Below are 21,353 nucleotides of genomic sequence, written 5' to 3'. Positions count from 1 at the left end.
ATCCCCTCCCACGGATGAATTGGGTTTTGTGAACATGAGCGATAACTCGACTTCAGCGACTTCCGAGCCAACCGGCACGCCCGTCGTAAAACCTGTCCGACGCTGGCCGTTGCTGTTGGGCGGACTGTGTGTGGTCGCCGGTGTTGCCGGTGCAATGGGTTGGCTGATGCTCAAACCCAAGGGGACGATGGTCGAAATTGCCAGTGACAAACTGCACTTGAGCCGACCGGATGGTTTGCTGGAAACAACATCCTTGAGCCAGTTGCCCAAGGATTTGCTGGCGGTGCCGTTCCTGAAAGACACACTGACCGAAGATTTCGTTTTCTATTACGAAACCCATGCCGACCGCCTCGGATTGATCGGTAGCCTGCGCAGAATCATCTACGAATATGACCTGACATTACAGGACACCCTGATTGAGCAACTCCTTGATCAGCCTGCGGACATCGCACTGTGGCGCGGCAAGGACGGGCGACTCAAAGACTTCCTTATGGTCATGGATCGAGGTGGCATGGCCAAGATGCTGGAACAGTTGCTCAAAGTGCTCTATGACCCGCAGTTGAGTGAAATCGGTGTGGTGAAGATCGGTTCCGATGAGGTGCCGCTCTATCTTTTGAATTACAACGCCAGCAAGTCGCTGGCGTTCGCCTCCTATGGCGACAAGCTGGTGGTGGTGTCAAATCCGAACAAAATCGCGGGGCGTGATTCGACTCTGTATGGACAAGCGCCGTCCAGCGTGGGTCAGCCTCAGGGTCAGGCAGCCGAACAGTCTGCTCTGGAGTCCGGCAGCATTTCGCCCGAAGCCCTCGCTGCATTACTCAGTGGCGAAAAATTGTTCACAGAAGCATTTGGGCTGCAGCCACGCGCGCCGCAGGTCAAGCAACGGCTGTCGGTCAACGCCAGTGTTCTTGCCATGGGGTATCAGCGCTTCATTCCGAACTTCGCCGGTCTGCGTTTCGAAATGGACGAGAAGGGCTGGCACAGCTTTCTGGCGATGAACGAAACCGAACATCAGCCAGGCTTTGATTTCAAACCGATCTGGCAGGCGATGCCCGTCGGTGCCAGCGCCTGTGTGGCCTTGCCCCTTGCGGCCTCGCAACAAAAGCCATTGCTGGTAAAGCTCGGAGCAGAAGAGCCGGTTGCACAGGCGCTCACTGCGCACATCTCTGATGCAGCGGGTCTTTGCTGGTATGCCGATTCGCGTTTGTACACGCCGTTGCTGGTTGCTCATCTGAACGACAAGAACAGCGCCAGCCTGGATGGTGATCTGGGCAAGCTGTTCGGTTCCATGGTCGGCGCCTACGAGGCCAATGCCGAAGGTCATGTGTTCCCGGTGGTCGAGAAGCAGCAGGGCGATACTCATCAGTGGCAGCGACAAGTCAGCACCCGTTTTGGTCCGTATCTGGCCAGAGAGGCGGAAAAACCTGACGCGGTCAGCGGCAATGCGTTCATGAAGGTCAGTCTGGCGCGGCACGGTTCGACACTGCTGTTCTCCCTGGACGACCAACTCCTGGACAAAGCCGTCGGCACCCTCGACAAACGTTTCCCGCCGCTGGCTGACGTGCTGCCTGGCGATCAACTGGTCCCGATGTATTTCAACCCTGGCGCCATTGCGCAACTCCTGCAACAGGAAACCCTGGGCAGTCTGCCCAAGGACATGGAACCGGTTTTTTACAACGCCGCGCAGACGCATCTGATCCCGAAATTGCAGAAACTCGGTGGGTACGGCAAGTACGCGCTGACGCTGCCGCAAGGTACTGAGCCTGATGGTCAATGGCAGTGGTTGCCATTGGAGTGGAAGCCGCTGTGATTGCTCTGGGTCGAGGCCTTGCTCTGCTGGCGATCTTGCTCGGCAGCCCAGCATTTGCCAGTCAGATTCCAGCGCTCGACGCGCAGCAGTCTCAGGTATTTCGTGCCTGGTTCGTACGTATTGCTCAAGAGCAACTGGCCCAAGGGCCCAGCCCACGCTGGTATCAGCAGGATTGCGCGGGCCTGGTGCGCTTTGCCAGCAACGAAGCACTGAAGGTTCACGACGACAAATGGCTGCGCAGCAATGGCTTGTCCAATCGTTACCTGCCGCCGGAGATGCAACTGAGCGACGCTCAGCGGGGACTCGCCCAGCAATGGCAGCAAGGCGACGGACAAACCGGCCCCTACGTGAATGCGATCAAATTGATTCAGTTCAACAGTCATCTGGTAGGGCGCGACATGGTTCAGGCCCGACCCGGTGACCTGATGTTTTTCGATCAGGGCGACGACCAGCACCTGATGATCTGGATGGGCCGCTACATCGCCTATCACACCGGCACCACGACACCCACTGACAACGGCATGCGCTCGGCAAGCCTGCAGCAACTCATGACATGGAAGGACACCCGATGGATACCCGACGCTGCCAACCCGAATTTCATCGGCGTCTATCGACTCAACTTTCTCTCCCAATGATCGGTGCCCGCATGCCGCGTATTTGCTCTCTGATTACATTGTCGCTGGCACTGTTGCTGCCTATGACCAGCGTCAACGCCGGCGACAGCGTCGAGCCAAGCGGCTATAGCGCAGTACCGGGAGAAAGTTTTTTTCTACTGGCGGACAGCAGTTTTTCCAGCGATGAGCAGGCCAAAGTACGCCTGGAAGCTCCGGGCCGTGACTATCGACGATTCCGCATGCAGCCTTACGGCGGCGCAGACATCCGCGTGTATCGCATCGACAAACCCATGGACTTCCTCAAACGTCAGAAAAATCTGCACCGCGTGGTCAGTGACGGACAGTTCAGGGGGGAAGGGCTTTCCAACACCCTCGCGTATCTCTGGGACAGCTGGTATCGCCAGTCCCGACGCGTCATGCAGCGTGCGTTTTCCTATGAGTCCCGCAAGCAGGTCACCGAGGAAGTGCCTGAGCTGAAGATGGGTAACGCGATGGCTGCGCCTACACCTTACGAGGCCCAAGCGCAGTTCGCACTGATCCCCGGCTTGCCGGTGGTGAGTCAGTTCCGTTACCCGATCTGGGAAGCAAAACCGATCCAGCCACCGGCTGGTGTTGACCTGAACGGCTCGTCCAGCAAATTCATCAAAGTCGTGCCCGGTAACGTCTACATCCCGCTAGGCAAGTTAAAGCCCGGGCTGTATCTCGTGGAGGCGCTGATCGGCAAGTACCGCGCCACGACCATGGTGTTCGTCTCCAATACCGTTGCAGTGAGCAAAGTTGCCGGTGATGAGCTTCTGGTGTGGGCTGCCCGCAAAAACGAAGGCAGCCCGGCGGAGAAAGTCAACGTGCTCTGGACCGACGGCCTGGGCGTCATGAGCAGCGGCGCGACTGATGCGCAGGGTTTGCTCAGACTGAAACACGTCAGCCCCGAACGCTCATTCGTGATCGGTGAAGACCAGGAGGGTGGGGTTTTCGTTGCAGAGAATTTCTATTACGACAGCGAGATTTACGACACCAAACTCTTCGCGTTCACTGACCGGCCGTTGTACCGCCCCGGAGACTGGGTCTCGTTGAAGATTGTCGGGCGGGAGTTCAAGAATGCTCGCGATTCCGTGGCGCCAGCCGCTGCCGATGTTGACGTGACCATCCTGGATGCCACCGGTACTGCGCTGCAGTCGCTGGCCCTGAAGCTTGATTCGAAGGCGGGCGCCCAAGGCCGTTTTCAGCTTCCGGACAATGCCGTTGCCGGTGGTTACGAAGTGCTTTTCAGGTACAAGGATCAGGCCTACAGCAGCGCGTTTCGCGTAGCGGAGTACATCAAGCCGCACTTTGAGATATCCCTGAACCTCGCTAAACAGGACTACAGCATCAACGAGCCGGTGAAAGGCAACCTGACCTTGCTCTATCCCGATGGCAAGCCGGTGGCGAATGCAAAGTTGACCCTGAGCTTGCGTGCTCAGCAGTTGTCGACCGTGGACAATGAACTGCAATACCTTGGGCAGTTTCCGGTGGAATTGAAGAGCGCCGAACTCACCACTGACGCGAAGGGCAATGCGGCAATCGACTTGCCGCCTGCGTTCAATCCCAGTCGCTACATGCTCACTGTGTTTGCCAGTGACGGTGCGGCGTATCGTGTCCGGACCACGAAAGAAATCCTGATTGACCGAGGCGCCGCCAGCTACCGGATTACCGCCCCGCAACGGTTCAGTGCTGTGGGTGAAAAGGTTGTCTTCGGCTATTCGAACGAAGGTGGCAGCGAGCAAACCCGGTCCGTCACACCCGCCAGCTATAAATGGGTGCGACTGGAGGACCAGACCAGTGGCGGTGACAAACTCGTCGCGGGGAATGAAGGTTTCAGCGTGACCTTTCAGCAACCAGGCACTTACAACCTGACGTTGATGGATGAAAGCGGTCGTTTGCTGGGGGCCACCGGCCATTCGGTGAGCGGTGACGGCGTCAAGGCGGTAGCGGGTACTGTTGAAGTGATTTTCGACAAGCCCGAGTACACCGTCGGCGACGAAGCTACTGCGCTGATCACCTTCCCTGAGCCCGTCAGCGATGCATTGCTGTCTCTGGAGCGCGACAAGGTTGAAGCTACGGCGTTGCTGTCCAAGGGCGGCGACTGGTTGAAGCTGGAAAAGCTCAACGATACCCAGTACCGGGTGCGAATTGCCGTGAAGGATAACTTCGCCCCGAACCTGACCTTCTCGGTGCTCTACACCAAAGGCGGGCAGTACAGCTTCCAGAACGCCGGGATCAAGGTCCTCGCACCACAAATCGACGTAGTCATCGCCACCGACAAAGACGCTTATCGGCCGGGCGACACCGTGTCCGTGGACCTGACGACTCAGTTCGCAGGCAAGCCGATTCCCGCGCATCTGACGGTCAGCGTGGTCGACGAGATGATCTATGCGCTGCAGCCGGAAATTGCGCCCGCCATCGACCAGTTTTTCCACCACCCGCGCCGTAACAATGTGCGCACCAGTGCCAGCTTGTCTTTCATCAGCTACGACGTCGCGTTGCCCGGCAGCCCGACCGCGCCCGGAAAGGCCAATCGCAGTGATCGCAGCGTTAAAGTGCTGGAGCGGCCACGCCGTGAAGACGTTGACACGGCTGCGTGGGAGCCTGAACTGGTGACCGATGCAAACGGCAAAGTGCGCTTCACCTTCAAAATGCCGGACTCGCTGACTCGCTGGCGCATCACTGCCAGGGCCATCGATCAAACAGGACAGGTCGGTCAGAAAAAGCAATTCGTGCGCTCGGAAAAACCGTTGTACCTGAAATGGAGCGGGCCTACCCGATTCCGCGCCGGAGACAAGCCGGACCTCGGCGTGTTCGCGTTCAGCCAGGCCGATCAGCCAGTCAAGTCAGAACTCGTGACCCACTACGCGGGAGCCGAGCAACGCATACCGGTGACCTTGAACAAAGGCATCAACTACATCGCGTTGCCTGCATTCCCCCTCGCAAGTGGCGAGTGGAAGGCCGAGTTGGTGCAGGACGGTAAAACTGCTGATGCGCTGGCCGTAAGCCTGACCGCCACTGGTGAGGGCTGGCAGGTCACGCAGAGCCAGAGTCTGGACGCGGTCAGTGGCGATACACCGCTGACCTTGCCAGCCGACGCCACCGCCATTCGACTGCGTCTGGATGACAGCTCACAAGCGTTGTTCCGCTCGGCACTGGATGATCTGCTGAGCTACCCCTATGGCGGTGTCGAGCAGATAGCCAGCCGTTTGCTGCCACTGGGCATGGCGTATCCAGTACTGTCATCTGATCCGCAAATCAGAGACCGCTTGCGCTTGATCATGCAAAACAGCCGTTTACGTCTGGTGCATCTGGCGGGGCCTTCGGCAAGCTTTAACTGGTGGGGCTACGGCGGTGAACCGGACGCGTTCCTCACGGCTTACGCTTACTATGCCGACTGGCACGCGAGCAAGGCGCTGGAATTGTCGCTGCCGCCCGAGCACTGGCAACGCGTGCTGAATGTCTATGCGAAGCAGGCCGGTAAAACGCCGCTGTTGCAACGCGCGCTTATCCTCTCGTTTGCCAGACAAATGCAACTGCCGGTCAATACGCTGCTCAGTGGCTTGATGGATGACCTGGCGAAAGCCGGCGAGGGCGCTCAGGCCAACGTCATGGACATGGATGAGGTCAGCATCGTCATGAATGCTCCGGATTCTGCTTTGGGCCTCGCAGCCGCGCGGGTAATGACGGCTTCGCTGGCCAGGCAGAACAAGGTGATCATGCCAGAGGCGTTCAGTCGCCAGTTGCCGGGCGCTCAGCAGCGTCTGGATGTCAGCTCCGAGCCATTCGCCGAAGCCTTGAACCTGTCGCTCAAAGCTTTCGATCAAGAACGTGCGCGTGCGTTGTTGCAGCGTTTGCTGCCTCAGCAATCAACCCTTGAGCGTGCTCTGGCGTTGAGCTGGTTGCAGCGCAGCATCGAGCAGGCGTCGCCGACTATCGCGCTGGCGCCAGGCGAAGGCTGGAAGAAGCGCTACGGTGCCAGCGGTGAAATGTACTGGACATGGGAAGGTGCCAATCCCGTCCCTTCATCGTTGTCATTGGCCGGAGCCCAGGAACGCCCTCTGCGTGCGTTGCTCAGCTACCAGACCCGACAGCCTGCGGTGGAGCCAATGCCTGTGACCGTCACTCGACGACTTTCTCGTCTTGTGCCGGGCACTGAAGCGTTCACCTTCAGCCTCGAAGCCATCGACGGTAAACCGCTGTCCAGCGACAGCCTCTATCTGGATGAAGTCATCATCACCAGCAAGGCTGCCAAGCCACTGCGCTACGGCATGATCGAAGTGCCATTGCCGCCCGGCGCTGATATCGAGCAAACGACCTGGGGTATCAAACTCCAAGGCAAGGCGGGCACCGAAGCCGCAGCGCTTGAGAAAGCGCGCTTCGAGCCGGGCCAGCTGGGCTACGCGATTCCGGTGGATGCATTGAGCGGTGAGTTGCGCATGCGGCATCTGGTGCGTTTCTCGCAAAAAGGCCAGTTCAATCTGCCGCCAGTGCGCTTCACCCAGGTCTACGCACCGCAGCACCAGGCCCTTGAGCAAAAACCTGCATTCGGCCAGATCAAGGTCAACTGACGTGCGTTCACGCTGGCTCTGGCTGGTGCTGTTTATACTCCCTGCGCTGACCTCGGCGCAGGAGGACCCGATTCAGGTTGCGTTGAAGGGAGAGCTGTTGTCCCTCAACCGCACCGGGCTCGTTTCGCGAGCACCGTTGCCCTCGGATTTACAGGCCCCGCTGGGCAGTCTGTGGAAGTTGTTTGTCTACGCCTGGTTGGTAGACACCGGCGCCACCGAGCCCGCCTATGAGTGCCGAGGGCAGTCCAAGGAAGAAGTTTATTGCTGCACGGCCGATGGCAGCATCGGTCGCGATCAGGCATTGGTGAAATCCTGTGGTTTGTATTTTGAGCCACAGCGTCTCCGCATCTCAGAGACTGAATGGCGGGCCTATTGGCAAGCGCGCAAAGCACCGCCATGGCTGCTCAGCACTTCGACACTGCAGCCACAGACCCAGGTTCCCGTTGCGCAATTACTGGAAACGCTCGGCACGCTTCCGGCACAGGATCAGGCACGACGGGTGCTGCTGGATGTGGTGCTGGGCGCGGCGGACGGCAATGTCGTTGGCGCGCTGGGTGGTCTTCTGCGGATCAAAACCTGGAGCTGGTTTGCCGACGAAGCCGCTGCGCAACGGGAGGGCGGTTTTGCCGGCTGGACCGTGGATGGCACACCCATCTGGGCGCAGGGGCGCGGCACCAGTCAGACGGTCCTGCGCAATTACAACGAGGCTCTGGCGTCGGTCCTGCCCGCAGGCTGGCCAGCCGAGCCGGGACGTTGCGTGGAAGTCGACCTGTTCTCACGTTACCCGATCGGGCATGTGCTCAAGGCGGGCCGCGCCGTTGAGTCAGGCCCCTTGCTGGGCGACTATCGCGTCGAGTTTTTGAATGGCAACCAACTGGACATCCACAGCGACGGCGAACTCTTTCTGGTGAAGGACAAACTCGTCGCCCGGCTGGACCGCGAAGAATATGTGGCGCGCGTGCTGCAACGCGAAGCCAGCGCAGAACCGGCCGAAGCCGCCAAGGCGCTGGCCGTCGCGATTCGCACTTACCTCCTGCAAAACGCCGGCCGCACGGGTGAATGTCTGACTATCGATGACAGCAGCAACCGACAGCGTGTCGCGCCGCGCCCGGCGAGTACCGATTCACGGCGTATCGCCGCGTGGACCAGCGACCTGATCCTCGTGGGCACGAATGTCACCTATCACTTGACGCAACCGGATGCCGACAAATTGTCCTGGCAGCAAGCGGTCGAGCAAGCCAATGCTGGTCAGCGTTACGACGCCATCCTGTCGCACGCCTATCCAGACGCGAGTCTTGCCCGCTGGGACAATCCGGTCGCGTCCTGCACAGCATTGCCCGACGCTCAGGAGTGGCTGCAAAAACAGCGCCGGGCCTGGCGTCAACGGCTCGAAGGGGAGGTGGGTTACAACGAAGTCAGTACCTTTGCCGTATGCCGTGTGGCTTTCGGTAATCCCCATGTCGACCGCGAGCGCAACCGGATCTACGTACGTGGCGTGCTGTCGCTTCAAGACCGTCTCGACCTGACGCACGAGTACCTGCACCTGGCGTTCAAGGCACATCCCAATGGCCAGGATGAAGCATATATCGAAGGGCTCGCCCGTAGTCTTTTGCTGGAATAGCACGCCCGTTAAATTACCGGCAACAGCCACACAAACTATCCCGCACTGATTACGGCTCGTCGTCACGACGAGAAAGCCGATAGTACACCTGTACTATCGAAAAACTTCAGAGCGTCGAATATGATTTTTTCACGATTCCACCCATTCCAGTAATTTTGAACGAGACGGTGTATGACAAGCATGATGAATGAAAGGTCTGAGCCGCGGATAGAGCTTTCCGCCCAGACAGCCGCTTTCAGAGTTTTAAAAAGCGCAGCCACAAAACATGCGCTTGTCGCCGCTTTGCTGTCTTCATTGGTGGGGTGTACTTCGATTCCGAGTCAGGAGCTCAGTAGTGTAAAAGATGCCCAGGGTAAAGATGTCAGTGAGGTCATCGCAAAACTTGCGCCTCTGATGGGCGGGCCGCCGGAATGGGTACAGCCTGATAGTGAAAATCCAACGAACACCAACTATGGATGGAGGCGATATAAGGGTACGTTTTCGGAGAATAAATACATGGGCGCCACTCATGACCGGAGCGCCGGGTATCTACAAATTACCGATCATTACCAACAACAAACGTGGAGAGAGTATTGCTCCGTCAACGTCACCGCTGACTCTCAAGACATCGTAGTGGATTACGAGGTCGAAAACTGTGGTTTTATGGATGCTTTTTTTGGAAGTGGTGAGCTCAAGAAAAATTGTGTTCTGTGTAAGTTGGCTGAGTAATCTTTAGTTCAGGCTTGTGGTCTTGGATTTGCGAATCCCGCACTGTAAAAAATTTCTATGTGCCGTAGGGTTTTACTGTTTCATTTTATTCGACATGCTGTTCAATTGTTTTCATCTCGCTTGCTACCCCTGTAAGGACGCTGAATGGATAACTTGCAGCGCTGTTTGCTACTGTCGTCAATCGCGCTGATCGCTGCATGTGGGCCTGACTCCGATACTTCAGGATCGAAATCTGGAGAGTGGGTCAGTACCTGGGGCGCGGTCATGACCTCGGGCCAACTCGACAAGATCTGGACGACCACTAAACAGCAAAGCGCGGAATACGCCAAACGGGATGTTCTTGGCCGGTGCGAATCAGCGGGCGCCACGGATTGCTTTCTCGTCGCGACCTATTCCGATCAGTGTGTGGCAGCGGTCCAGTCAGAAGACGGGAGCGTAAATGCTGTTTTCACCGCAGACGATCCCTTGACGGCGCAAGAGAAGTCGATGGGCTACTGTAAGCGCAATGCCAAAAAATCAGAATGTAATCTGGTATTCACGGAATGTACTCAGCCGAGGTACAAAAAAAATTAAATGTCGCGCTTGATTGAACCTGGAGTAGCACCGTGAAGAAGACTGCCCTGTTTTTACTCGCATCGTCTGTCCTGCTGACAGCCTGCGGGCCCGACAAAATCGTTTACGATCTTCCTTCACCCAATGGCAAATATCACGCCCAGGTTCGAAGCTGTCCTGAAACCGGATCCATCACGTGGGGCGAGCAACTGGAGGTGAGGATTCTCGAAGCGGGCGTATCGGAAGAATGCCATTCACAGGTGCAGTCCTTTACAGGATTCAAAGCGAGCCCGCCCGGATTGGCAGTCGAACAGTTGCAACTTGAATGGCTGTCGGACACACAGTTCAGGGCGTGGTACCCGGGTTTGAAACCGAACGTGGATCCCACGGGGTCTTACACAAAGTACAATGCGCCGGTCCAGATAATATATCTGCCAAAGCCGTGACCTTTGATGATTGCGAACGCTTTGAAAACCGCAGCCCTCAGGGCAATTGCTGGTTTGCTGCTGACAGGTGCGCTGAACGCACCACTGGCTACGGCAGCCGAAATAACAGAACTGTGCGACCTGACATTCACCGGAAACATCAAGCTTGCTGGCGTACCGGTCGCGCGTACCTGGCCGCAGCAATCCAAAGGGCTGTCTTATCGCGATGATGTAGGACCCGGGATGCTGTTTGCCTACGACTCAGCGGGAACACTCTCATTCTGGATGCGCAATACATGGGTGCCTTTGTCCGTCGCTTACATTGGCGAGGATCGAAGGGTGTTCAAGATGGAGGACATGGAGCCGGATTCTGCGGACTATCACTTGTCCGGGCAGCCTGCCAAATATGCGCTGGAGGTGATGCAGGGGCAGTTTGAGCGAAAGGGGATTGCGGTGGGTTCAAGGCTTGAAAACATAGAATGTCGAGTCAAGCGTCAAGCCGGATAGCGCAGCTATTAGGACACGAAGAACCATAATTCGTTAAGCAAATAACAGTGGGAGATCAACTATGTTTGCGGGCGTCCTCGATATTGCACGACGCAGAGCAGCGTGTGTCTTGACTCTGTGGCTAAGCAGCGCACTTGCTCCGGCTATGGCGCTGACGCCCGTAGAGCAGCCCATTGATCCCATGGCAGCACTGGAGGATTTCCGCTCAGAGGATCTTGCGTGGACATCGCGTAAAATGCGCGACTTCATGGAGCTGTGGTTCGACGTCACCGAACTGGACGAGCTGCCTTGTGCGCCCGCTGACATCAAGTTATCGCCGATCACGACTGTCTGCGAATATAAACCAGACAACCAGGCTGATCATTCAAAGCCGCCACGGTTATTGGTTGGCCTTGTCGGCAAAGACGCGAATACCGCCCGCATTGTCAGTGTCGTAAGTGAGCGGGCGCTCAGCGAAGCCACCTGGAAGTGCCGTCCTTCGCAACTGAATACGTTTGTGTGCACGCCTGTAGGTGGTGACAGTGCTGAGGATGACCGGTTATTTACCCAATGGGGTAAATGGCTGCCCCGCACGGAAAGTGAGTGGTTTGCCTGGCACGCGACAGATCCGGAAATTAGGTACATCCAGAGTGCAGTCGCGTCAGGCGGAACAATGCCGGCTGATGTTCAGCGATTGCTCTCGTGGAAAAAGTGGCAGGGCGAGGTCATGAACACCGTACGGCTTGAGCGATTGGTTATGATCGGTCAGTTATGTCGGGTGTTGGATCAGGCTGACGCTGACACCATTACTCGCAATGCTCACGCGCAACTGAACTATAGCCGGTACGCGTTGGCTGATCAGGACAAGCGCCGTGCCAAGGAATGGTTGAAGGCGCTGCGTACGGGCGCAACCCAGTCAGCGAGACTATCTGATGCGACCGATGAGGCGTCTTGCCAACGCTTTGCTACGCCCTATGGAACCCTGTCAAAACTCCTGACGTGGACAGACAAACCGCAGGAGGCGAGTCCGGGCGTTCGGGCAAGTCCCAGAACTTTGCCCTGAGAAACTGAATTCTGCTTCTGTTGGAGCGAGGCTCGCCCGCGAACCAGTCAACTCGGTCAGTCAGGCCCAACACATTATCGTTCTTCGCGGGCAAGCCTCGCTCCAACACGGCATGGTTATACAGCGATGGACGCCGGGATCTTCAGGCCAGCCGTTATTCAGAACAACCCTGCCTTTATCTTTTGCTCAATAATCTGACCTAACTCACGCCCAGGTGATTGATAAAGCAATGAAGAGTGCGGGCAGTGTGGCGCATGTTTGAACGGGTGGGGATCAATAAGGTGTTGTGAATAACCACAGTGCTGGCAGTACACTGACTCGCCCCTGAGTCTCCAGTGCTTGTTCCATGCCTGCAGTGGGAGATAAGGTATGGTCATCAGGGCCTACCGTATATTGAAAGGTGAGTCGCACGCGTTTAGATGAATCCATACGGTTGGCCATCTCCTCAATGTCGACATCACGTGTGACCGGTATTTAACACCACGGTCAATGTCTGCACAAAGGACGCCATGAGGTCTGTGTCAACTTGCCGACGATCAAATGGAATAATTCGTTTGTTTATGACTGTCAGGTTAAGTTTCATCTCATCAGTCGCGCAATAGTACGGATGTACTATGCGCTTTTACACTGATGCAATCTTGAATAGGGCGGTATAGATAATTTTCTATAGGTCCGGCAGAGAGTATGGGTTACAGCGACTCATCCTGAATGCGGTATAGCATCCAGCAGGCTTCTCGCTTGAAGAATAATGAGAGTTGGTAGCCCGTGTCGGCTTTAGTCAGTTTGATCACTGCCTGATCCGGCCTCTTGAGCCGCTTGGCAAGCGTCAAACCTTGATCGTGCTGCTGTTGATCGCTGGGCATCAGTGGAAACTGCAGTTGGGACTTGTACAGTAGCTCAGAGACAGGACGAGGTTCCGGTTGTGCTTCAGGATCGATGTACTCGCTCTGCAACGGCGTACTGACAAACGCTTTCTGTACCTCGATGTCGTTGGCGAAGCGCTTCAGGAAGCCATCGAAATCCTGAGCCGGACACGTCGCCACGCTTGCCGTCGGCGATTGAGTATCCGCAGCGAGGGACACCGGGCTTTGCAGCGTCGCGGTGGAAATAATCGAAACTGCCAGCAGGGCGGTTGCGTGGGTTCGCCAGTGAGCAAGTGTATTCATCAAAGCGCCTCCGACCATTCTTTGTGGATTGCTGCGATGCGTGCTGCGTAAGCCACAGAGAGGCAGACGGCATCCTTGCACGCGCGGGCCAGTGAATCGCGCCACTCCTTCTGTTGTGCGCCCATGGGGTCCAGCGCCTTACCGGTCTCACCATCGACCCCTTTGGTTTCAGCCCTCACGTCTTCAACCAAAGACAACATTTTGTTTTCCTGCGCTCTTAGGCTTTCGCTTGAACAGGCGATATCTTCGAGCGTGGTCAACTTTGCACTTTCATCGTCGCAGCGCTCGGCAAACCCGAAATCGGAATAGCCGGGCGGAATATCGTCGGCTCCAGCATTCGCGTGCAGGGTAAAGACAAGGAGAAGGGCGCTTGTAAAGCACAGGCCAATCCTTTTGTTCATCTGTCTGCCTCTTTCTATAGTGATCGACACAATAAAGGGGCTTTCGACGAATTAGAAATACTACACCTGTACTATTGAAAAGCCTTTGGCTTTAGGAAAAGCTTGATTGTTGAACCCCCTCATTGAACCGGATTTAAGTCATGATGCGATGCCTGGCTGTATTGTGCGCCGTTGTATTCTCCCTGCATGCATCTGCGGAAGACAAATATTCCCCTGAATATGATGCCTGCGTGGAGAAGTCTGAAGGTATTACCTCCAACCTGAACGACTGCAATAACAAGGAACTGGCGTTACAGAATACCCGCCTGAATGAGTCCTACAAAGCCGCGATGGGCGCACTGTCGGACGAGCAAAAAACACAACTGCGCGATGCGCAACGGTTATGGGTCAAATACCGAGACGCCAATTGCTTCATGTATTACAACTTTTCGGGCGGCACCATGGACCAGATCAACGGCGCTGGCTGCATGTTGACCATGACCATCGACAGAACCGGGGAACTCAAGTGGTTTGCTGAAACCGGCGAGTGAACTGAAATGCCCTGATGGCGTGTCGAAACGGGTGCGAAGGCCCCATTCGGGGTAGGGCCGATGTTCATCAAAGAGAAGACAGCTCTTTCGGCACTGGATACTGGCTGCCGTCATATTCCAGCGTAAAACGGGTAACCGCCGGTTTGGCTGAGATCCTTTCACACTCTTCGCCCTTGGGCCGGTTCTGGGTGTCGATGACTGTCTGCTCGATTTCCAGGGCCGCGAGACCTTTATTGCTTTTGTCCGAGATGGAGATCGTGCGCTGCGTCTCGGTAAATTCGCCGGCGCAACGAGTGTCCCATTCACCGTTGCTTCTTTTGACCTCCAGCCCGCTCACCACCGGCTGCAATTGAGCGCCTGGCAGCGCTGCGTACAGCGTCAGGACTTTACTTTCGAACGGATTGGGGCGCGACGAGCCGCCGTAGGTCACTCGCACACCAAACGCTCGCAGCTTCGGTGCCAACTGATAACGGGCAGTATCCAGTTCCAGTCCGGAAAAATAGATGGCGTCTGAGCTGATCGCAGCTGCTTGATAGTGCTGCGAGATGATCTTGCCATTGCTGGCGTTCGCGACGATTACACCGAGGCCATAGTCGCCTTGGCCATCCTCGGTGACATTTTCGGCAAAGGGCAGAGCGGCCAGAACCTGGCTGGAGTTGGCTGGATTGATTTTGCACACCGCGTGCTCGCTGTCGAGCTTCAAGTCCGGGCGCAGCGTCTTGGCCCATCCCCGAATATTGTCTGCACAGTTCGCCGAGGCAAACAACGGTAACGCAAGCAATGGGAAGAAAAGCAGCGGTAAAGCGGCAAGTTTACGCATCGACCTGTAGTCCATTAATAAAGGTAAGAAAAATGAGCGCCAGCGGAGACCGTCCCATTATTGCTCACATCTTGAAGCTGCTCGATCTACCGATAAGGCATTCTTGTCTGAGTACCCGCTATCAGCGTAAACAGGCGGAATGACACCACCACGACCAGTATTTTCAAAACAAAGCTCTCGCTCCATAACATAATCATGCTGGGTGCCGCTCCATGTTGAGGGGCTAAAATATCTTCATGCAGCAAACTGACATAAAGGCCGGGCCACTGAAGCATAATAAAATAGGTGACCAGTAGATACGGAATGAATACCCACAGGATACAGCCCACCACTCGCCAGAATTCCCCCTTCATCATGAGAAAACTCTCACGTATCGCGGCGACACAGTTACGGCCCCTCAGCAATACCAGGCAATGGCAGAGGGTCAGTCTGATCATCAGCCAGATTGCGAAAGGGTAAGGCAAATATCTGACTGTTTGCCAGAACTGGGTAGGCAGGTAGTCAAAGGTATTGAACATGAGCTGCCTCCACTCGTGCTCCCCCATGAACGGCAAATCACCGAGTATGTACAGCAACTCATTGAGCGCTGAAAGCGCCGCCAGATAGGGCCAACGGCGGAGCGCGATGGACAGTAACTCAGCCTTGCCTAATTGTTCTTCGCGGCTGCGAGCTTCCAGAGTGAGAATCACAAATGCCGCATAGAGCGGTATAAAGGCTGTATTGATCAGCGCGCTCCAGGCCCACGCATTTTCGTCCCCCAGTTGGCTTCTGATGAGCTGCCTTAAACCCATCTCTACTAACAGCACTGGCAGGCATAATACGGCGATGCTCAGGGCATTTTGCCGTATCAGGCCAAATGAAGATTTTATAATGTCCAAAGGCGCCATACGGATCACTCCTTATTGCCTGGTTGTTCGGCGACCACTGTGAAAAAGCGAAATACCACAATGGTCGTAAACAGCCGGATAAAACCCGCGAATATCGAATAGGCCGTGACGCTACCTGGACTGTCTTGCTGAAGAGCAATCATGACGTCTGCCGCCCAGTCGGGCTGCGGAATGAATATGATAAGAATAGCCAGCAACACCGGGGCCAGTAATAACGCAAGGCAAGCCACTACCGGCCATAGCAGCCCTCTGGACAGGATGATACTTTCGCGTATTGATGCTTTTATCGAGAGTCCCCGAAATAGCACCAGGCACTGGTTAAACATCAGTCGCATCATTACCCACAGTGCCAGGAAAAACATTGCCCACTTAAATGCCGCCCACACCCCGGGAGGGATGAACTGAACGGTGGCAAGGATGATCTTTAGCCACGTATCAGCAGAAATGAACGCCAGACCGGCAATGACGATCAGCATCTGGTCGAGCGCAGACAGCACAGCCAGTGCTGGCCACAGGCGTATTGCTTTGGACAGTAAGCCGGCTTTGGCCAGTGGCTCGTCCCGGCTGCGCGCATCGAGAATGAGCAGCAGCAATCCGGTGTAAAGCGGCGGGATGACTGTGCCGATTATCGCTTGCCATGCCCAGTCGTTATCGATACCCAGTAGGCTTCTACTGATATCTCTTATGAACATCTCTACCACCAGAAGTGGCACGCACAGCAACGCGATACTACCGGCGTTACGGAATAGCAGGCGAAATGACGCTGTCAGGATCTTGAGCGGATTCATTCAAATTTCTTCACAGAGGATAAAAGCTCTATCCGGTTGTTTTTCTGCGGTGAATAACACCTATGGCGTTGTAACAGCGCGACTGCATTAACTGATCCACTGACCCATGAACCGGGTTACGGCCCCCAGCGATCGAGCACGGTGTTTTGTATCGCAGGGTCATAAACTATCGTAACGTTCTCGGTCTCACTGACGGCCTTGGCCAGCGCAAGGAATATCGTATCGCACGTGTGATGACCCACTTTTAACTGGCCGAATTCAGGCTTCGCCCCCAGTGTCCACATACGACCACGAACTTCATTGTCATGGCTCAATTCTGACCAGACAAAAACCGATGCTTCCGGTTTGCCATTCACATTGAGGTAGACGTTATTACCCACGCGCGTGCCCTCAAATCGCGCCTGATAATAACCCTCAAGAGCTTCCCATTCACCCGATGGCGCTCTTGTGAACAGCAGAGGAGGGGATTCATCGTCAGCAGAGCCGGTCCTGGCCTTTGACGGCGAAGCGCGCAGCGTACTGAATGCCATCCAGCCGAGCAGCATCACGCCCAGAACCAGCACTGACCAGAGCCCGACACGTTTCCAGTCGATACCTGATGCGTCATCCGGTGACATCGGGATCAGTTTGACCTGCGTATTGTCGGCTTCAGCGCGACCCAGACTGTTCATTCTCTGCGGGGTGAAGTCCGGGATCAGCGTCGCAATCGGTAAATCGGCGGGTTTTGCTGCAGCGTTGCCAATCGCCAGGGTAAACGGACCGTCGCCCCGTGCCAGAAACACCACCTGCGGCGCGCGCAACGCGAAACGCAAGGTGGGCGACGAAGAGCCCAGTCCGCCGCCGCGCTCGTCGAGTTCGAGTTTTACCTGACGCACGATTGTGCCGTTGGTCTCTACTTCATTCTGGACAGCGTCCTTACCGTCTTGCGTCAGCCGGTAAAGCAGGCCATTGCCGATGGCCTGCCAGGGTGCCTTGCTGTCCGTTCGACCGTAAAAGCGGCCCGGGGCGACGCTGTTAGCCTGGGCCATATCGACTTGCAGGCGCTCGACGGGCAGGCCATTCGGTAATTGCCAGATATAGCTGCCAGCTTTTTCAACGCTGCCAGTCACGGGCTCCGACCAGGCAAGCGGTAAAGGTGGGGTGTCGGTATTCACCGTCACCAACTGCGCTGACGTGAGCATCGGTGCTTCGGCCGAGGAGCTCCAGATCAGGCGCAGATAACGTGCGGTGCGAACGGGCAGGGTGACCTCGCGCTGTTCTACAGTTTGATCGTCGAATGACAGACGCGCTACCTGGCTCGTGCCCCATGGACTCCAGTTCTGCAAATCATCGCTGGCTTCGATGCTGAAACGCTGAAAGCCGTCTTGAGCGCTATCCCAGTCAAGAATCAGTTTTTGCAGAGGTTGTTTGATGGTGCTGGTGTCCAGCAGCCAGCCTCGCAAGACCTGCTCATCCGGGGATGCGCCATCCTGAGGTTGAACCTCCACGAGCGTACCCGTGGCGCTGCGCTCGACCTTGATCCTGGGCGCTCTGTCGAGCTCGTCCGCCCGGTTGTAAAGAGGGAACCACTTCACCATCGTCGGCGCTTGTGACTGCTTCGCCTGAGGCGGATTACGGTCGAGGGCATACGCCTGAGCCTGTCCTTGGGCATTGAAAATGCGCAGATCACCCAGATCCTGCTGTCGAGAATTGAGCTGCACATTCATGGGCAGTTCAATTCGATACCACGGGCCGTTACCGCTTAGTTTCAAGGGGGTCTTGCTGGCGAAATCTGCCTGGTTGTCATCTGCACTGGCAAGTGTCGAGCCAAGCAATGCGACACCACACAGGGCTAGCCGGAACAGCTGCTTATAACTCAAGAGTGCGCTCCTCATAGTGTCAGATCCGGCTTGCCGGCAACTGAATCAGCTTTTTGCGTTGTAGTCTTTTTTGGCGGAAGAGGGGCGAAGTAACCCACCACCAATAGCAGAATGCCGACCCCGATGAAGGAGATGACCCGCGCCATACCGCCACGGTCGCTCAGCTCTATCAGGAACAGCTTGGCAACCACGACCCCGATCAGCACTGCGCCGGTAATCCATACTTCACGCTGCCTGCGAAGGTGGCCGCTAATCATTAGCGCCAGTGCTATAAGCGTCCAGACGATAGAGAGTGCCGCTTGCAGGAGCGTGGGATCGATGGGACTGCGAAACACCATCCCGGTGATCAGGGCGAACAACGAAGCACCGCCCGTAATGATCGCCAGTCTTTCGGCATGTTTAGCCTCAATACCAATCAGCGGCAGGTTATGACGGATCCAGTTCACGATCCCCAGCAGGGCAAACAACAGGCCCAGATCCAGAGGGTTGAGCAGTGGTATGTAAGGCAGCGGGTCGGCTTTGACGTTGCTGTAGTAGTTCATCAACCAGAACCACCCCAGCGACCAAAGGACAAAGGGAACGGCGGCCCAAACGCGATAAGCCTTTGGATACGCGTCAACCGGCCATGGCCAGCGACGGCTCGCGGCCATGGCAATCAGGTAAAGGCTGGGGATCAGCGAGCCCGCAAGGGAAAACCAGGCGCTGTAATCAGCATTGGAATCGAAAAGGTTATCTAAGCCGTATCTCAGTTCAATGCTGAGCAGAACTATGTATAACCAGGCCCCAAGAATGTGGACACCCGTCACTGCCCTGCGAGGCAGCAATTCCGCCAGGCGGCGCAATGACAGCATGTGCACCATCAGCAATGCGCTCCATCCCACCCAGGCCCAATGTGCAAACGGGTGTGTGTACTCGGTCACCGAGAAGACAAGTACAAGCCAACTGGCTGGTGTCAGCCCCAGGCATAGCGCAGCCAGGCCGGGCCAACGCCAATGTCTCGCCCCAATAGTCCACAGACCGACACTGATCGCGACTGACAGCAGTAGCAGCGAAGCGAAAAGGGTATGAGGTGCCAGGTGCATGTTCGCTACGAGTAACGACGTTCCCCACCATGCACCGCCCCAGAGCAGCAATATCGCGGAAAGTGCTTTCTCGTTCATGTAGCGCAAAGTCTTGATGCGGTGCACCTGCAGGGCGCTGAACAAGCCGGAGAGGGCGATGATCATTGGCGTCCAGAAATCCCCCCCTTTTGTTGAAGGGAAGTACCAGGTGGTCATCACGCCGACGAATGCCAGACCTGCAGCTATTTGCAGCAGCACCCCAAAGCCACGAGCCAGCAGACGTTGCTGACGCATACCCAGCCAGAAGATTGCCGCACCTTCGATGGCCCAGGCGCTGGTGGTCCATTTCGCACCCAGCCCCAGCGGAATAGCGAGGGTGGCAAACACGATGCCGAGTGCCAGGCATGTTTCAACCAGCAGCAAGGCACGTCCCGGTGCCCGGCCAGAAAGCAGGCGGGCGATTCCCATGTAAAGCAGGCCCAACGCCAGGGCGCTGAACGCCGAGCCGAATTCGAGATCGGCTGTCAGTGCGTATTGCAAACCGAAGCCCACGAGCGGCGTACCCAACAGCAGCGTGCCGTCGACGTAGTCACCCTGACGTCGGGACCATTGCAGCATCGCCTCGCGGCCGGCGTCTGTCGGGGCATCGCTGAGCTCCTGCAGTTTGCGTCGGGCAAACAGAAGTCCGATGGCCAGATACATCAGGAAGAACAGAATCAGGAACGGCTCGACGCTCCAGAACAGATCCGGGGTGTAGGAGCACAACCCCCATGCCACGCCAATCCCGAACGTGCCAAAAAAACCGATCAGGTTCAGCACACGCCAGGTCTTGAACCAGGCGATAGCGAAAATCCCGACGTTGAGCAAGGCGAAATAGCTGAACAGCGTGACATGACTGCCCTGGCCCGTGGAGGAGAGAATCGGCGCGGCAAAACCGCCCAGTGTCGCCGCACAGGCCAGCGCCAGAGAGTTCTGAGTAATCGCGAGCATGGCGGAGAACAGCATGATGACCACCAACAGCGCAAAGCCCAGCGTCGGGTCCAGTAACTCATGCACGCGAATGGCACCGCTGACGGTCAGGTACAACACGCCGACGCCGGTGCCTTGCATCATCAGCGCGAAGGCTGGTTTGCGGTGGCGCAGCCACCAGCCGAGGCCGAGCAACGCGATTGCGCTGCCAGCAACCCCTGCGTATCGGGTTTCGATTGGCACCACAACGCCTTCGGTGGCGTAACGCAATAGAAAGGCAAGCCCCAAAAAGAGCACCACAGCCCCTATTCGCAGCACAGTATTGCCGCCCAATAACCAGTCACGCGCTGTCATGAAAGCGACGTTTATAACGTTCGGCATGGCGGGGTTTGGTGGTGCTGGTCGAGCGGCCAGCTGGCTGGTAACGGGCGCTGCAGGCTCTACGGGTAAGTCCGGTGTTTGCGAAGGAAGCTCCCAGACGAGCTCCGTCTCAGGCGCCTGGCTGACAGAAGTGGAAGTAGTGTCAGAAAGCTGCGCAGATGCTGCGGCTGGCCCTGGCGAATCCGATGCCTGTACAGGCATCGACTCCAGCATAGAGATGCGTGCTTGCAAGGTTCCAATCTGCTGCTGCGCTTGCGCCAGCTGTTCGCTTTGCCGGGCAGAATCCAGACTCAGCGCTGTGACACGCTGATTGAGCCAGACGCCCAGGCCCAGCAGTAACAGAGGGGCGCCAATGACCCAGAGATACGCCGGATTATCATTGAGAAAATCGGCTATCCCCAGACCCATTTCCAGAAGAAGAGACAGCACTCAATAACATCCTTTTTGATCAGCAACAGGGGCGCATTGATCGCTCACTATTAAGCGTCAGTACGTGACGAGGCAGTCAAAAATCTGCCAGCCGTCGCCTGAAAGTTATGGATAAGCCTTATGTTTGAAATCTGCACTTATTTTCAATAACTTAAAGTGTTTCGAGCGCGTAAAAAATAGTACACCTGTAC

The 21,353-nt window shown here is 56.4% G+C and carries 16 protein-coding genes and 1 pseudogene; 10 read left to right on the top strand and 7 right to left on the bottom strand.

The annotated features are described in order from the left end of the window. Window positions 1-34: 34 nt before the first annotated feature. From CKW31_RS07325 to CKW31_RS29770, 9 genes are all read left to right on the top strand, one after another. A complete protein-coding gene (locus CKW31_RS07325) occupies window positions 35-1,810 on the top strand; it encodes a DUF2138 domain-containing protein (protein WP_095093707.1) in 1,776 nt (591 codons plus the stop codon). Next, on the top strand, window positions 1,774-2,445 hold the full coding sequence (locus CKW31_RS07320) for a DUF1175 family protein (protein ID WP_176469818.1): 672 nt from the start codon (window positions 1,774-1,776) through the stop codon (window positions 2,443-2,445). The genes CKW31_RS07325 and CKW31_RS07320 overlap by 37 nt, the downstream gene beginning before the upstream one ends. Then, complete coding sequence (locus CKW31_RS07315) at window positions 2,442-7,016, top strand: alpha-2-macroglobulin (RefSeq protein WP_095093706.1); 4,575 nt, start codon at window positions 2,442-2,444, stop codon at window positions 7,014-7,016. Before CKW31_RS07320 ends, CKW31_RS07315 begins: the two co-directional genes overlap by 4 nt. Window position 7,017: 1 nt before the next feature. Further along, a complete protein-coding gene (locus CKW31_RS07310; RefSeq protein WP_095093705.1) occupies window positions 7,018-8,637 on the top strand; it encodes a DUF2300 domain-containing protein in 1,620 nt (539 codons plus the stop codon). A gap of 171 nt (window positions 8,638-8,808) precedes the next feature. Further along, a complete protein-coding gene (locus CKW31_RS07305; RefSeq protein WP_095093704.1) occupies window positions 8,809-9,345 on the top strand; it encodes a hypothetical protein in 537 nt (178 codons plus the stop codon). 144 nt (window positions 9,346-9,489) lie between these two features. Next, window positions 9,490-9,918, top strand: a complete 429-nt coding sequence (locus tag CKW31_RS07300) for a DUF4189 domain-containing protein (protein WP_095093703.1) — start codon at window positions 9,490-9,492, stop codon at window positions 9,916-9,918. Between the two features lie 32 nt (window positions 9,919-9,950). Beyond that, on the top strand, window positions 9,951-10,343 hold the full coding sequence (locus CKW31_RS07295; protein WP_095093702.1) for a hypothetical protein: 393 nt from the start codon (window positions 9,951-9,953) through the stop codon (window positions 10,341-10,343). Window positions 10,344-10,349: 6 nt separating this feature from the next. Then, window positions 10,350-10,829: a DUF192 domain-containing protein gene (locus CKW31_RS07290; protein ID WP_095093701.1), complete on the top strand. Its 480-nt coding sequence runs from the start codon at window positions 10,350-10,352 to the stop codon at window positions 10,827-10,829. Between the two features lie 109 nt (window positions 10,830-10,938). Further along, window positions 10,939-11,871, top strand: a complete 933-nt coding sequence (locus CKW31_RS29770) for a hypothetical protein (RefSeq protein ID WP_176469817.1) — start codon at window positions 10,939-10,941, stop codon at window positions 11,869-11,871. Between the two features lie 689 nt (window positions 11,872-12,560). Here the strand turns inward: CKW31_RS29770 and CKW31_RS07275 are convergent. Beyond that, a complete protein-coding gene (locus CKW31_RS07275; protein ID WP_095093699.1) occupies window positions 12,561-13,037 on the bottom strand; it encodes a hypothetical protein in 477 nt (158 codons plus the stop codon). Further along, on the bottom strand, window positions 13,037-13,438 hold the full coding sequence (locus CKW31_RS07270) for a hypothetical protein (protein ID WP_095093698.1): 402 nt from the start codon (window positions 13,436-13,438) through the stop codon (window positions 13,037-13,039). Before CKW31_RS07270 ends, CKW31_RS07275 begins: the two co-directional genes overlap by 1 nt. Window positions 13,439-13,668: 230 nt before the next feature. Between CKW31_RS07270 and CKW31_RS07265 the strand changes: the two genes are divergently transcribed. Continuing rightward, on the top strand, window positions 13,669-13,968 hold the full coding sequence (locus tag CKW31_RS07265) for a lysozyme inhibitor LprI family protein (protein ID WP_256582513.1): 300 nt from the start codon (window positions 13,669-13,671) through the stop codon (window positions 13,966-13,968). Between the two features lie 67 nt (window positions 13,969-14,035). On the opposite strand, the gene CKW31_RS07260 is transcribed toward CKW31_RS07265, so the two are convergent. From CKW31_RS07260 to CKW31_RS07240, 5 genes and pseudogenes are all read right to left on the bottom strand, one after another. Continuing rightward, window positions 14,036-14,788, bottom strand: a complete 753-nt coding sequence (locus CKW31_RS07260; protein ID WP_095093696.1) for a hypothetical protein — start codon at window positions 14,786-14,788, stop codon at window positions 14,036-14,038. Between the two features lie 86 nt (window positions 14,789-14,874). Then, on the bottom strand, window positions 14,875-15,675 hold the full coding sequence (locus CKW31_RS07255) for a hypothetical protein (protein ID WP_095093695.1): 801 nt from the start codon (window positions 15,673-15,675) through the stop codon (window positions 14,875-14,877). Between the two features lie 5 nt (window positions 15,676-15,680). Then, on the bottom strand, window positions 15,681-16,463 hold the full coding sequence (locus tag CKW31_RS07250) for a hypothetical protein (RefSeq protein WP_095093694.1): 783 nt from the start codon (window positions 16,461-16,463) through the stop codon (window positions 15,681-15,683). Between the two features lie 503 nt (window positions 16,464-16,966). After that, window positions 16,967-18,337: pseudogene (locus CKW31_RS07245) on the bottom strand (DUF3999 domain-containing protein); the annotation flags it as partial. Next, entirely contained in the window at window positions 18,334-21,162 is a 2,829-nt protein-coding gene (locus tag CKW31_RS07240; protein WP_256582511.1) for a DUF2339 domain-containing protein, read from the bottom strand. The gene CKW31_RS07240 and the pseudogene CKW31_RS07245, both read right to left, overlap by 4 nt. Window positions 21,163-21,353 lie beyond the last annotated feature (191 nt).

It is taken from the genome of Pseudomonas sp. Irchel 3A5 (genome assembly GCF_900187575.1).
GTDB classification, from domain to species: Bacteria; Pseudomonadota; Gammaproteobacteria; order Pseudomonadales; family Pseudomonadaceae; genus Aquipseudomonas; species Aquipseudomonas folii.
The sequence above is the reverse complement of the archived record's forward strand: the minus strand, read 5'-3'. Positions and strand labels throughout refer to the sequence as shown.